The 13,264-nt window shown below is 45.7% G+C and carries 13 protein-coding genes; 7 read left to right on the top strand and 6 right to left on the bottom strand.

Annotation, left to right across the window (positions count from 1 at the left end):
• Window positions 1-15 precede the first annotated feature (15 nt).
• The 4 genes from AC0VYG_RS08120 to AC0VYG_RS08105 all read left to right on the top strand — a co-directional run bounded on the left by AC0VYG_RS08120 (window position 16) and on the right by AC0VYG_RS08105 (window position 3,795).
• Window positions 16-1,134, top strand: a complete 1,119-nt coding sequence (locus AC0VYG_RS08120) for an ABC transporter substrate-binding protein (RefSeq protein WP_475431807.1) — start codon at window positions 16-18, stop codon at window positions 1,132-1,134.
• A gap of 67 nt (window positions 1,135-1,201) precedes the next feature.
• Window positions 1,202-1,999, top strand: coding sequence for an inositol monophosphatase family protein (locus tag AC0VYG_RS08115; RefSeq protein WP_475431806.1), 798 nt, complete (start codon window positions 1,202-1,204; stop codon window positions 1,997-1,999).
• 71 nt (window positions 2,000-2,070) lie between these two features.
• Complete coding sequence (locus AC0VYG_RS08110; protein WP_475431805.1) at window positions 2,071-2,721, top strand: dual specificity protein phosphatase family protein; 651 nt, start codon at window positions 2,071-2,073, stop codon at window positions 2,719-2,721.
• A 42-nt stretch (window positions 2,722-2,763) separates the two neighbouring features.
• On the top strand, window positions 2,764-3,795 hold the full coding sequence (locus AC0VYG_RS08105; protein WP_475431804.1) for a LacI family DNA-binding transcriptional regulator: 1,032 nt from the start codon (window positions 2,764-2,766) through the stop codon (window positions 3,793-3,795).
• Window positions 3,796-3,895: 100 nt separating this feature from the next.
• Here the strand turns inward: AC0VYG_RS08105 and AC0VYG_RS08100 are convergent, their stop codons facing one another.
• Both AC0VYG_RS08100 and AC0VYG_RS08095 read right to left on the bottom strand, forming a co-directional pair.
• The gene (locus AC0VYG_RS08100) at window positions 3,896-4,636 is read right to left on the bottom strand and encodes a class I SAM-dependent methyltransferase (protein ID WP_475431803.1); all 741 of its coding nucleotides are present in this window, start codon (window positions 4,634-4,636) and stop codon (window positions 3,896-3,898) included.
• Between the two features lie 96 nt (window positions 4,637-4,732).
• Window positions 4,733-5,359, bottom strand: a complete 627-nt coding sequence (locus AC0VYG_RS08095; protein ID WP_475449903.1) for an HAD family hydrolase — start codon at window positions 5,357-5,359, stop codon at window positions 4,733-4,735.
• 134 nt (window positions 5,360-5,493) lie between these two features.
• On the opposite strand from AC0VYG_RS08095, the gene AC0VYG_RS08090 reads away from it, so the two are divergent.
• The 3 genes from AC0VYG_RS08090 (at window position 5,494) to AC0VYG_RS08080 (ending at window position 9,838) form a co-directional block, all read left to right on the top strand.
• Window positions 5,494-6,519 carry a TAXI family TRAP transporter solute-binding subunit gene (locus AC0VYG_RS08090; RefSeq protein ID WP_475431802.1) on the top strand — a complete coding sequence of 342 codons (1,026 nt, stop codon included), beginning with the start codon at window positions 5,494-5,496 and terminating at the stop codon, window positions 6,517-6,519.
• A gap of 172 nt (window positions 6,520-6,691) precedes the next feature.
• Window positions 6,692-8,839 (top strand): TRAP transporter permease, encoded by a 2,148-nt coding sequence (locus AC0VYG_RS08085; protein ID WP_475431801.1) that lies wholly within the window; start codon window positions 6,692-6,694, stop codon window positions 8,837-8,839.
• 303 nt (window positions 8,840-9,142) lie between these two features.
• The gene (locus AC0VYG_RS08080; protein WP_475431800.1) at window positions 9,143-9,838 is read left to right on the top strand and encodes a 2'-5' RNA ligase family protein; all 696 of its coding nucleotides are present in this window, start codon (window positions 9,143-9,145) and stop codon (window positions 9,836-9,838) included.
• 143 nt (window positions 9,839-9,981) lie between these two features.
• Here AC0VYG_RS08080 and AC0VYG_RS08075 read toward each other — a convergent pair whose 3' ends face one another.
• From AC0VYG_RS08075 to AC0VYG_RS08060, 4 genes are all read right to left on the bottom strand, one after another.
• On the bottom strand, window positions 9,982-10,731 hold the full coding sequence (locus AC0VYG_RS08075; protein WP_475431799.1) for a carbon-nitrogen hydrolase family protein: 750 nt from the start codon (window positions 10,729-10,731) through the stop codon (window positions 9,982-9,984).
• Between the two features lie 9 nt (window positions 10,732-10,740).
• Window positions 10,741-11,742 (bottom strand): porphobilinogen synthase, encoded by a 1,002-nt coding sequence (gene hemB, locus AC0VYG_RS08070; protein WP_475431798.1) that lies wholly within the window; start codon window positions 11,740-11,742, stop codon window positions 10,741-10,743.
• Between the two features lie 115 nt (window positions 11,743-11,857).
• Window positions 11,858-12,574 carry an SDR family oxidoreductase gene (locus AC0VYG_RS08065; RefSeq protein WP_475431797.1) on the bottom strand — a complete coding sequence of 239 codons (717 nt, stop codon included), beginning with the start codon at window positions 12,572-12,574 and terminating at the stop codon, window positions 11,858-11,860.
• A gap of 26 nt (window positions 12,575-12,600) precedes the next feature.
• Window positions 12,601-13,260: an NADPH-dependent FMN reductase gene (locus AC0VYG_RS08060; RefSeq protein ID WP_475431796.1), complete on the bottom strand. Its 660-nt coding sequence runs from the start codon at window positions 13,258-13,260 to the stop codon at window positions 12,601-12,603.
• Between the last annotated feature and the right edge of the window lie 4 nt (window positions 13,261-13,264).

Here is a 13,264-nt window from a genome sequence, read left to right as displayed (position 1 = left end):
ACCTAGGAGATGACCATGAAATTATCAACAAAAAACGGACTGACCGCCTTGATCGCCTGCACGCTGTCAGTCTCTTCTGTTTGCGCGTTTGCTGCGGACTCATTTGACTTGCAAGCCTTGGTCAAAGCAGCCAAACAAGAGCCCCCTCTTATCGTGTATGCCTCAACAGGGAAGATTGTTAAACAAGCCAAAGCGTTTGACAAAAAGTATGGTCTTCATGCCACTGGGGTCAAAGCGAAGGCGCCACAGATATTGGAAATCGTCTCCCGTGAAGCCAGAGCTCATAACGTCAAAACTGGCGTCATATTGTTAGAGGATGCACCAGCGGGCATCGAACAACTGCTCTCTAAAGGCTATGTAGAAAGCTGGGTACCCCCCGACCTAGCGAAAAACATTCCGGCTAACTATCAACACCCTCTGACAGTGGTTCTTGCCCCCAATGTCTGGGCGTACAATACCAAACTGTATAAAACCTGCCCAATCACCAATATATGGCAATTAACCGAACCTAAGTGGCGCGGTAAAGTTGCCATGCAAGACCCATTGGGCAAACCCGCTTATACCGACTGGTTTAACCAAATGGCCACCCATCATGATAAGGCTATCGCCGCCGCCTATCAGGCAGAATTTGGTAAACCATTAAAAACCGATGAGAGCAGTGCGACGGCCGCCTTTGTTAAAGCCCTCGCAGAAAATGGTCCCCTATTAACCAGCTCAGACACCGCTGCCGCTGCGGCCATTGGTGCACCAGATGTCACCAACAGTTTTGTCGGTTTAATCAGTACGGCTAAGTTTCGTAAAAACAAAGATGGTATGAAACTGGGTATATGTAAAAATATGGTTCCTTTTAGTGGCTGGAGTTACCCAACCCTAGGACTCATTGTCAAAGGCTCTCAAAGCCCAAATGCTGCCAAACTCTTTATTCATTATGTGATGACGGCACAAGGCATCGCACCACAAAGTATCGATGGCAAAATGTCGACCAACCAAACCGTTAGCTTGCCCAAAAATGAACCATCTGGTGTTGGTAAGATACGTAATCAAATCATGGGGTACGAGACTTCCAGTGCCAATTCGGATTGGCAGAGTCGCCAGGATTGGCAAGATCTTTGGAGTTTAAACTACCGCAAATAATTATTCCATGAGAATGGGGGGGACCCCCATTCTCTTTATTCTAGGCGTCATTAAGGACAAGAACGAAATGATAGACGATATAACAACACGAGAATCCGCGCTAAAAAGCATCATCCTAAAAGCGGGCAATTTGGCTCTACAACATTTCAAAAGCCGCCGCCAAGGAGATTTCACCCTAAAAGGCCAACAAGACTTTCTAACGGAAGCCGATGCCTTAGTAGAAGAATACATTCGTGATGCCCTGTTCTGCCAATTCCCGAACGACGGACTGTTTGGCGAAGAAACGGGAGGGTCTATTGAAACACCATCGCTTTGGGTCGTCGACCCCATCGACGGCACCGCCAATTTTGCTCGTGGCATTGAGCACTTTTGCGTGTCTATTGCGTTCGTTCATCGAGGCATCACCCACCTAGGCGCCATCTATAACCCCGTCAGCAACGAACTCTATCGTGTGCGTCGTGGTCACTATGTCACCAAAAATGATCAACCTTTACGCGTCTCAAACATGCAAAATATGACAAGTGCTACCATCGAACTAGGCTGGTCTAATCGTATCTCCACACAAACGTTTCTCGATATAACCAACTCACTGCTTCAACAGGGGGTCAATATTCGTCGGGGAGCCTCTGGTGCCCTCGGCCTTGCTTGGGTTGCCGAAGGTCGAACAGATGGATATGTCGAAAAACATATGGCCGCTTGGGACTGCTTGGCCGGACTGCTCATGGTGGAAGAAGCGGGGGGTAGAATTGGTAAATTCCCTGAAAGCCATGAAGAGATTGCCAATGGTGGCCCCATTATAGCGACAACCAACACATTGGCTGACGCTATTTCCAAAGCAAGCAATATTGAACTAAGAACGTATTAACCCCCCCCCTCCCCCTTAAATAAGGGGGAGGGAACTGGAAATGCCTCAGTAAAAGGCTCAAGAGACAACACATGACAACACTAGACAACACGCAAAAAGCGAAGAAGAAAGCACCTCATTACCCACGCCCGCCAATAAGCTTAATTGAAAGCAATATCCCGGGCTGGGGGATCGATGTCTATATTGGTGGTTCAACGGGAGTAGCTGATCCCCTATTACTCGAAAAACATAATATTAAAGTTGTGCTTAACTGCGCCGTCAATCTAGACATTAACATGGTGCACTATACGGAAGATGGTATTCCAGAGCACTTGCATCAATATGGCTCCAGCCAAGTACGTTACTATAAAGTCGGCTTAATTGATGGGCCAGGTAATCCAGACACCTTAATGTTAGCGGCGTATTACTTAATGCGCTCGTCTTTACAACAAGTCTTACCAGTTAAACCATCCTACAAGGTTCGAGAAAAAGGCAATATTTTGGTTAACTGCCGTGGTGGTCGTAGTCGCTCCGTCACAGTTGTCGCCCTATTTTTGCATTTAGAAATGCCGGAACGCTACCCAACCTTGGAGGCTGCTATCAAACACATTCGTGAGAAGCGTGAACTTCACCCTGATGAATGGTATGAAACCCCTAAACCGGAACTCATTCGCTTGGCGGAACGCGCCGTAAAAATGGAAACACGGCTTAGGGAGATCGATTTTGATACCAGTGACGACTAAATTAAACAGAATGATCAAAATCAATAACGGTTAATTTCTATTATGTCTGTTAAAAATATTGCCAACGCAACACAAGTTGCTAAATTAGCGGGCGTGTCCCGCTCTGCGGTCTCCCGCACATTCACACCAGGGGCCAGCGTGTCGGCGGCAACTCGGGAGCGAGTGCTAAAAGCAGCAAAAGAATTGAACTATCATGTCAATCATTTGGCCCGTGGTTTATCCCATGAACGCAGCCGTCCTGTCTGTATTTTAGGAGCAGATTTAAAAGCACCTTATCAGGCTAGCCTATTGAATGCGATAACAAAACGCCTACAAGAGGCAGGTCGAGCGGTCATGGTAATTAACAGTTCCAGTGACCAAGCTAGCTCCGAGGCCGCCATTCGACAAACACTCAATTATCGAGCCTCCGCGACCATTGTTCTGTCTGGCACCCCACCCGCTTCATTAATTGAAACCTGCCTTCAGGCAGGGCAGCACGTTATATTGGTTAATCGTGAGGGGCAATTCGAAGGCCCAGACCACATTACGGTCAATATTCAATCTAGCATCATCAAAGCTCATCAATTAATGTCTGAGGCAGGCTGTCAAAACTTTGCCGTCGTCTCATCGACAATACAATCGCCAAGTTTGGTTAAACGAGAGAATGTCTTTATTCAAGCGACAAAAGACTCAGGACAAGTTTGTGAATTACGACGTGATGGCCCCACCAGTTATGAAACAGGTGCTCAGTCTGCCAGACAATTGTTGTCTAGGGATACGCCTATAGACGGCGTATTTTGTGTCACGGATTTGATTGCCTGTGGGTTTATGGACGTTGCTCGCCACGAATTTGGACTGAGAATCCCTGAGGATTTGTGTGTATTAGGCTTCGATAACATCGAGCAAGCTGGCTGGTACGGTTATCAATTAACCACCTTTTCACAACCACTTGGTAAAATGGCCGATGCCATTACCGAATTATTAGAAAGTGCATTAGACAACCATCGAAAAGCAGAAACCCGCACCTTCGATGCTCCCTTAACGTGGCGTAATAGTATCCGTCATCGAAACAGCACTCATAACCAGTACTCATAGTTAACCAATATTAAAAATGCTTTTACGACGATGTCACACTTAACCAACAATATCTTCAAAAACCTAAAGGCTGCCTCAATAGGTTATATAGATTTACCCGTTATTTAATTCTTCCCGCTTTAACAAAAAAAGGTAAGGTGATGCGTTTCTTTTGGGTGGGGTTTTGCCAGACGGTGGATAGAACTTGGTTAGCCTCGACCAAAAAGTCATCACCCTTGTCTTGAATACGTAATTGTGACGCCGTCCAAGTGCGCATAAAATCCATGGTTTGAGACATGGTCCAATTGCACTGTAAATCAAATGAAGGGGGTTCAATGGGCTCATAGGGGAAATGAATATCTTTATACTGATCCCAAAGTAAACGACTTTCTTGTGGCCAATAAGACGTAAGATGAGGCAGCACATGCTGAGCAATCACCGCATCCTCCTGCTCTCCGACTCGGAGCCAGTTATATCCCCAACAAACGAATAATCCACCGGGTTTCATTACCCTTTTCACTTCTTGCCAGAACGTCTCAAGGTGAAACCAATGCAGAGCATGACCGACACAAATCGCATCAAAATAGTTATCTGGATAATGGGTTTTTTCAGAGGGGAACACCTGATAATTGACTTTACGATGGGGAGTGGCTTCCGCAATTTGCGACTCACTGATATCGGAAGCTTCCACACGATTAAAATACGCTGCAAGGTCAATGGCTGCTTGCCCTGTACCGCATGCTGAATCCCAAACGATATCGGTATTCTTAACCTGTTGAGATAACCAATAGTACAACTCCGCAGGGTACGTCGGTCGAGAGCGAGAATAGATACCAGAAGATCGTCCGTCAAAAGTTCGCATAAAAACACCCAATTAAAATTATTATTTTACCCTACACCAGACGACTTGTTCCAGAAAAAGGGAAGAGAGGCACTTCGGCTACCAATAGCATAATAGTTATTGCTCCAATAATACATTATAGGAACTCAAAATTGATTTCGCCTCTTCAACGCCTCGAGTCAAATGTGCCTGTATACCTAAGGCATTCGCCGCATCAACGTTTACCTGGTTATCATCCACAAATACGATGCTCTCGGGCGAGACTTGTAACGCATTTAAAACATGCTGATAAATACTAGGCTCTGGCTTCACTTTGCCAATCAAGTGGGACGCAAAGTAGCTATGAAAATGCCCTGCCAACCCCATTTCATTCATCAACCTCGGCCAATGGGCAGCATTTGTATTCGACAAAATCGCCCTATGGTAATGGGGTTTGACCGAATCAACCAAAGCAAGGGCACCATCGAATAATTGCTTAGGCCACGCTTTAAAACGCGCCTTAAAAGTCTCTTTATCCATTTCCGTACCGACCTCTTTAGGAAGTCGCTCAGCAAACTCATCAAAAGAAATCCGGCCAGAATCAAACGCAGCAACCGCTGGAGACCTCAGCCACTTCAACCAAACCTCTGTAAGGTCCCCTTGAGTATTCAGCATACTATACATCTGATCGATACTACCAAGGTCCACAAGAACATTCCCTAAATCAAACATCACTACATTTATATCTTGATTTTTAACCCGCAAACGTCATACCCTCTTTAAAGAAATCGCAAACAATACGTAAAAACTAATAAAAAAGAAAGATTACTAACCCGGCGGTTGTCTACAAAGTTAGTAATAGATTAATCGATTCAACGCTTTAATTGGAGAATAATAAGATGAAATTAGCTTTCGCATCAAAAGCCCTATTAACTGCGTCTGCTCTTGCTACGCTTACCTTCGGAGCAATGAACGCCTCTGCATCCAATAAAGACTACATACTTGCCACGGCATCTACAGGAGGAACCTATTACCCTGTCGGTGTGGCGATTGCCACGTTGAGTAAAGTGAAACTCGAACCTAAACATCACTTCTCATTGTCTGCTATCAGCTCCGCTGGCTCAGGTGAAAACATCAAGTTAATGGGCGAAAACCAAGCTCAGTTCGGTATTTTACAAGGTTTATACGGTGCTTGGGCATGGAACGGTGAAGGCCCATACAAAAAAATTGGTAAGCAAAAGGAGCTGCGCTCTGTCACGATGCTGTGGCAGAATGTTGAGCACTTTGTCCTAAGAAGCAATCTGACGAAAACGGGCACGGTCAGTGATTTAAAAAGCCTTGAAAATACCAACCATAAATTTTCTATTGGTAGCAAAAACTCCGGTACCGAAGGCTCTGGCCGCCAGATTTTAAAAGGGCTTGGTATCGATCCAGATAAGTTTAGCCTAGCTTATATGGGCTACGGCTCCAGTGCGGATGCCATCCAGAATGGCACCATTGATGGAATGAACACCCCGGCGGGTGTACCAGTGAGCGCAGTAACTCGTCTCTTTGCCGCTATGGGTGATAAAGTTACTGTGCTTAATTTCACTGACAAACAGATGAAAGAAGCCAATGGTCGCTATAACTTATGGACGCGCTACATCATCCCCGCAAACACCTACCCAAGCCAAAGCAAACCGATTAATACCATTGCTCAGCCTAATTTTTTGGCAACACGAGCGGATGTATCGGAAGAGGATATCTACAATCTAACCAAATCCTTGTATGAAAATTTAGCTTATCTCAGCGCCATCCATAAAGCGACCAAGGTCATGGCGATAGAGAAAGCCATTGCGGGCTTACCTGTTCCATTACACCCAGGGGCTGCTCGCTACTATCGTGAGCAAGGAATTAAGATCCCTGCTGAACTCATTGCTAATTAATAAGCGTCATTACGCTAAAATCAGATCAAGATGATAAACACACACTGCCTAACTTGCGAACCAACCGTTAGACAGTGTGTTTTTTTTACCAGAGAGCCCTACTGTCTTTTATAAGCACGAATAAAAGTGCGAACAAAGACCTGATCCTGTTTGCAACAAAGGTAACTGTTTTATGTCTGTTTCCTCTAACGCCAGCTCACCAACGCCTTCATCACCTGACAATGAAATCAATTTAGACGATTTTGAAACCCAACACCGTTCGGGTCATTGGCTCAACCGTGTTGTTTTTACGTTAAGTATTTTTCTCGCCGTAGCACACATTTACATCAACACCATCGGCACCCTGCCCGAACTCTGGGTATCTTCCTTTCACTTTGCTGGCTTTGGAGCATTATGTGCATTATTAGTGCCCGCTCGCCCCAAATGGCGAGATAGCAAGCTGGCTCTTTTTTTCGATACTTTGATGGTACTGGCCTTGATTGGCATGGTGCTCTATATCGTGTTTTTTGAAGATGCCCTTTACGCCCGTGGAGTGACCTTTGATACGGGCGACTGGATCGTTTCTAGTATTTCAATATTGATGGCATTAGAACTCATTCGGCGCACCACTGGTTGGTTTATTCCTTTGTTAATTCTCGTCGCTCTCACCTATGTTGTTTGGTGGGGGAAATGGCTGTCAGGCCCATTTTCGTTTCCAGGGCTCAGCGTTGAAACGCTGTTATATCGCAGTTTCTTTAGTACAGATGGTATGTTCGGCCCAATCTCACGGATATCATGGAGTTTCGTCTTTATGTTTATCTTGTTCGGGGCCTTTCTTGTCAAATCTGGGGCTGGCGACTTTATCATCGATCTATCTCGCTCTTTGGCCAGCAAAATGATTGGTGGCCCTGGCTTTGTTGCAGTACTAGGCTCTGGACTAATGGGATCAGTATCCGGGTCCTCTGTTGCCAATACCGTTTCCACTGGGGTCATCACCATTCCTTTGATGCGAAAAGCGGGTTTCCCTGCACGTTTCGCCGCAGGCATCGAAGCCGCCTCCTCGACGGGCGGACAGCTTATGCCTCCAGTGATGGGAGCAGGCGCCTTTATTATGGCTTCTTATACTCAAGTGCCCTACGTCACCATCATTGGTGTTGCCGCCATTCCTGCCCTACTCTACTTTTTATCAGTGGGCTTTTTCGTGCGGGTTGAAGCCAAACGTAGCAAAGTAACCAGCACACCGGACGTTGGTATACCTGTCTCTCAGGTGCTAAAAGAAGGTTGGCATCATATCGTTCCCCTGGGTGTATTAGTCACCCTCTTAATCAAGGGCTATACACCCACCTACGCTGCAGGGCTGGGGATTCTTGCAGTGATTGCCGCTTCTTGGTTATCCAAAACACACCGTATGGGACCGATACGTATTCTTGATGCCATGGCCCAAGGTGCAAAAAACATGTCCACAACGGCCGTGTTGCTGATAGGTATTGGCTTAGTGGTCAATGTTATTAGCACCACAGGTGTGGGCAATACCTTCTCTCTCCTCATTTCAGACTGGGCTGGTGGGAGCTTGTTATTGACTATCATATTAGTCGCCATCGCGTCCTTAGTACTAGGAATGGGCTTACCCGTCACCGCGTCCTATATTGTACTGGGCACACTGTCTGCGCCCGCTATCTTTAACTTGATCGCCCAAAGCCAGCTACTAGATATGATTAGCAACGGCACCTTACCGCAAGCCGCCCATGCGGTCTTTATGCTGGTGGATCCAACATCGATCAGCAAACTGACTGAAGGCATGCCGATGGATCAAGCCTCTGCGTTATTAGCGCAAGTCCCTGCTGACTTTAAGGGCATGCTGATGGATCAAGCACTCGGTGCCAATACCGTCGCGATGACGCTGTTAACGGCTCATATGATCATTTTTTGGTTATCACAAGACAGTAATGTCACGCCACCTGTTTGTTTGACCGCCTTTGCCGCCGCAGCCATTGCCAAAACACCACCCATGCGGACGGGGATAACCGCATGGAAGTTAGCAAAAGGTTTGTATATCGTGCCGCTCTTGATGGCCTATACCCCATTAATTGGCGGTGATACAGAAACACTTATCAGGCTAACGATCTTTGCTATCTTCGGCATGTATGCTCTCGTTGCTGCCATGGAAGGCTATTTGGAAGACAGGCTGTCGATTCCCACTAGAGTATTAGCACTTATTGCCTCTATTCTAATGCTTTGGCCGCATTTCTCACTTTGGTTACAACTCATTGGTCTCGTTATTTTTCTGGCCTTGTTTGTCATGGGGAATAAGACCTACGCTAAAAACAATGCGCCCGCCTAACTTTATTTAAACTGCCCTCTCTCTACGCAACCCTCTTTTGATGACTTATCAAAAGAGGGTTGTCTGCGAGAATAATGGCATTACTATTTGCTAACGTCATCCAGTCTTCATCATAATAGTGTTTACTAATAAAAAAGCGTTCTTCATTCCATGAAGGGAAGGTACGAACAAGCCCTCTTGCCTCGGCAATTGCTCCGGCATAGCCCTAATGACCTACATCCATGTAGGCCGCATACGGGGCTTAGACGACTTATTTGCACCTTTCCAAGATTTGGTCCTATCTATTCACTACAAGGAATCGACATGTTTAAAAACAAGCACATTATGAAACGAACACTGGGACAAATCGCTCTGATCGGGGCCGTCAGCTTATCCACCAGCGCTTTCGCAGACAGCATCAGTATGGATGTCTTTGCGATTCCCTCTAAACCCATTACTGAGCTGGTCAAGCACACCAGTGACGCCTTGAAAAAAGAAGGCATCACCACCTTTTACGAAAAAGGCATGCCAGTACATGCCACACTTTACCTAACCAATTTTCCAGAAGGCGCAAAATCTGCTATCGAAAAAGCGGTTAAACAGATATCAACACAGTATCGCCCTTTTCCGATCAAAGCGAATGGACTGACGGTCACGAAAGGCAACTGGGCCTTTATCAATCTAGATGACTCAAGCAAACTTCAACGTCTTGCAGACGAAGTGACACTCGCCATTGAACCATTGCGAGATAAGCATGCGCCTCTACCAGGCTGGGTAAAAAACTACCCTAACAAGCTTGCTGCGTTCCAACGCTATGGCAGCCCAAACGTTTTCCAAAACTTCCAGCCTCATTTAACTCTACTAGCGAACGAAAAAAGCCCAAAACTGGCCAGTTTCAATATGAAAATGAAGAAGCATCCGCCAGAAGCTCAAGGTGAAATTGTGGGCATTGGCATCGGTATTGCCGATGAATGGGGTCAACAAAAAGAAATCATCGCTCGCTACTATTTTAAAAAATAGCAAACAGCTAAGCCAAGAACAGATCATTGATTGAGCGTTTGTTCTTGGCTTGACCTCTAACAGAAAAATTCACTTAACAATCCATATTCAAATAGAGTCAGGATTAGAAACAAAACATCTTTTGTATTTTGAACACTTTCTTTTTAGGCGATAACATAGCCTGTTATCTCACTTGTGTTAAGCGTACACAAAAGCAAACAAGCTTCTTTACTATTAGATGAAACAGCCAGCTGACCAGACGAATCCCAAGCTGCATTGTGACCAAATGTCTGCCAACCACCCGTTTGAGAAATATGATTTGAGAGCATAACAGGCATCTGATACTGAGCCGCAATGTGAGACAAAATCTTAGCATCCGCCTCATAGCCAGATTCTGAAATCAATGCACTGGCGACATACAGATCCGCCAATTTTTCAGCCGCCCTCGCAGGGTGACGAGCATCCGAAAAATCCGCACAAATCCCTAAGGACACTCGGTAATTCCCAACTAAGAACACATAATCCTTAGTGCCAATAGAACAATATTGATCTTCTCCATCGTGCAAATACTGCTTAGCGTAATGCTCAATCCGACCATCAGGAAAACAAATCACAGCACCGATGGTTGGCTTATCCTTTTCCACCGCGCAAGGGCAGCCTGCGATCACAATAATATTGTTCTCGATAGACGCTTTAGATAACACAGCAAACTCCGGTGCATGAGCATGAAAAGCAAGACCAGCGGCCAATTCTAGCTCGTATCCTGTCAGTGATAACTCAGGAAACACCACCAAATCTGCACCAGTCGCCGCAGACCTAGCGATAGCGAAAAGGTGTGTTGTAAGGTTTTCTTCAACCGCTCCTTTAACAACAGGAATTTGCGCCAAACTGACGGTTATAGACTGGGAACTCATCGCTTTCCTCTATTTTACAAGTCGATCAGTTGCCAGCCATTGTGCAACCTGTTTGGCATAGTAGCTAACAATAAACTCCGCCCCGGCTCGCTTAAAGCCCACGAGAGTTTCAAATACCGTTTGCTGTTCATTCAGCGCACCCGCTAACGCAGCAAACTTAATACCCGCGTATTCGCCACCCACTTGATAAGCGGCCAATGGAAGATGTGTTTCTCGGCGTAAATTGGCTAAAACATCCAAGTAAGGAGTTCCTGGTTTCACCATCAGAACGTCCGCGCCTTCTTGCTCATCCAGTAAGGCTTCTTGCAACGCCTGACGACCATTAGCGCAATCCAATTGGTATGACTTTCTGTCACCATTCAATTCACTTTCAACCGCTTCACGAAATGGTCCGTAAAAAGACGAGGCAAATTTCGCGGAATGGGCCAAGATGCCCACTTGCTTAAAGCCCGCGTCATCCAGACCTTGGCGAATGGCCAACACTTGACCGTCCATCATAGCCGAAGGCGCTAACATATCGGCTCCTGCCCGCGCTGCCGTAATGCATTGCTTCACTAAGTTTTTGACGCTTTCATCGTTATCCACATCACCATGATGCACGACACCACAATGACCGTGATCTGTGTATTCGCAAAAGCAAATATCTGGAATCACAATCATCTCAGGACACGCTTCTTTTATGGTCAAAATCATCCGCGCCAGTAAACCATTGTCATCCCAGGTATCGCTACCTATGGCGTCTTTTTTATGGCTAATACCAAACGGCATCACATAGCGGATGCCTAAAGCAAATAAGTCTTTTGTTTCTTGGGCCAAAGCCGTTTCTGGTAAACGCTCTATGCCTGGCAACTTAGTGAGTGGGATGGCTTTATCGATGCTCTCTTCGATAAAAAGAGGATAAATCAGATCATTGAGAGAAAAATCATGCTCTTTAACCAAGTCACGCATGGCTTGCGTTCCCCGAAGGCGACGTAAGCGACGTAAAGGACCGGTAGACGTTGAAGATGACATAATCTATTTCCTTATAATAAAACGTTAAAACACAAAGACTAATGCGAAGAAGATTACACCCAAGCCATTACCGTCAGCTATAAAGAGACAGGGGGTTCCTCATAAAAAGCACATTTCATCTACCACCTAAACTTCCACCACCATCCACAGCAAGCACCTGCCCAGTGATAAAACTCGCCTCTTCTGATAAAAGAAAGCAAACGGCAGAAGCCACTTCTTTAGGTTGACCAAGCCGACGCATTGGAATGCTTGAAATCGCCGCCACTTCAGATGAACTACCGACAGAATGTGCTTTACGAAATAACTCAGTCTCAGTCGGACCCGGTGCGACAGCATTCACCGTGATACCATATTCCGCGAACTCAAGCGCCCATGTTTGTGTGCAACCAACCAATGCACTTTTCGCTGCTGAATACGCAGTTCTATTTCGAGAACCATAGATAGCTCGACTGCATATATTCACAATACGACCAAATTTTTCCTGCTTCATTTGCTCTATAAAAAATTGAGTTACCTGAACAGCGCTTCTAACATTCAAATCAAAGACCTTTTCTAACGCTGATAGATCCACTGACTCTAAAGACTGTGGCATTGCAATGCCCACATTATTCACAATACCGATGATCTGAAATTCTTGATCTATCTTTTGCAAAACATCCTCCACCTGCATAACGTCCATTAAATCACAGGCAAATAACATCCCTGGAAAGTCAATGTCTTGAGTGTGCCGAGCCACACCAATCACATGATGGCCGTCCTCGGATAATCTCTTCGCAATAGCAAAGCCAATTCCTTTTGATGCTCCTGTTACCAGAAAAGCCAACTTTTTCATTTAAAGTACCTCTTACTATAAAGACATTAAGGCGCATTCCGTTGTGAGGGATCCGTCAAAAAGCTCTTAATCATCTTGTGAGGATCCACTTTTGCTCGATGATCTGTCGTTGCTTGGGCCCACCATACTAGCTGTTGAAACGTACGAGCAAAATAACCAAACCACTCTGACGGTTCGGCAACACCCTTGATCTCACCATATTCGTCAAAAACCTCCTGTGCTTTTGGAATATGGATCATTGAGGAAACGGGCAAACAGCCCAGTTCAGAAAGAAAGGTTCGCATACCAATGGCCGCACGCATTCCCCCCCACTGACCAGCCGAATAAGTCACAATGGCACTGGGCTTATAAGAGAACAAAGAACTACCAAAATGATTAAGTAAGTTGGCAAGTGCCGGGCTCATTGAATGGTTATATTCTGGGCTCACCATGATATAGCCATCCGCCCATTCTATCTTTTGGGCTAATTCTTCTAACAGAATTGGCACCTGACTCTTCGAATAAGAAAAATGCGGTTTAAAAACAGGCTCTAACGCATAATCCAACGCATCAACTAACGCTATCTCATGCTCTGGGAAATGCGCTTTAAAACAAGCAATACAGGACTTCGCAACACGCTCACCTAAGCGAGCAGGTCGTGGTGGTGTGCTGTCTCTTACCGAGCCAAGAAAAATTAAAAACTTCATATTG

It is taken from the genome of Marinomonas sp. 63XJN7_7_ISO-PGPR-S23-202, assembly GCF_056173505.1.
This window is presented reverse-complemented; position numbering and strand designations above follow the sequence as displayed.

What these genes read in the sequence shown, in the direction of transcription:
- AC0VYG_RS08080 (WP_475431800.1), top strand. Translation starts at nt 9,143, where the DNA reads ATGTTTAAAAACAAGCACATTATGAAACGAACACTGGGACAAATCGCT.
- AC0VYG_RS08090 (WP_475431802.1), top strand. Translation starts at nt 5,494, where the DNA reads ATGAAATTAGCTTTCGCATCAAAAGCCCTATTAACTGCGTCTGCTCTT.
- AC0VYG_RS08110 (WP_475431805.1), top strand. Translation starts at nt 2,071, where the DNA reads ATGACAACACTAGACAACACGCAAAAAGCGAAGAAGAAAGCACCTCAT.
- AC0VYG_RS08065 (WP_475431797.1), bottom strand. Translation starts at nt 12,574, where the DNA reads ATGAAAAAGTTGGCTTTTCTGGTAACAGGAGCATCAAAAGGAATTGGC.
- AC0VYG_RS08085 (WP_475431801.1), top strand. Translation starts at nt 6,692, where the DNA reads ATGTCTGTTTCCTCTAACGCCAGCTCACCAACGCCTTCATCACCTGAC.
- AC0VYG_RS08075 (WP_475431799.1), bottom strand. Translation starts at nt 10,731, where the DNA reads ATGAGTTCCCAGTCTATAACCGTCAGTTTGGCGCAAATTCCTGTTGTT.
- AC0VYG_RS08105 (WP_475431804.1), top strand. Translation starts at nt 2,764, where the DNA reads ATGTCTGTTAAAAATATTGCCAACGCAACACAAGTTGCTAAATTAGCG.
- AC0VYG_RS08120 (WP_475431807.1), top strand. Translation starts at nt 16, where the DNA reads ATGAAATTATCAACAAAAAACGGACTGACCGCCTTGATCGCCTGCACG.
- AC0VYG_RS08060 (WP_475431796.1), bottom strand. Translation starts at nt 13,260, where the DNA reads ATGAAGTTTTTAATTTTTCTTGGCTCGGTAAGAGACAGCACACCACCA.
- AC0VYG_RS08100 (WP_475431803.1), bottom strand. Translation starts at nt 4,636, where the DNA reads ATGCGAACTTTTGACGGACGATCTTCTGGTATCTATTCTCGCTCTCGA.
- hemB (WP_475431798.1), bottom strand. Translation starts at nt 11,742, where the DNA reads ATGTCATCTTCAACGTCTACCGGTCCTTTACGTCGCTTACGTCGCCTT.
- AC0VYG_RS08115 (WP_475431806.1), top strand. Translation starts at nt 1,202, where the DNA reads ATGATAGACGATATAACAACACGAGAATCCGCGCTAAAAAGCATCATC.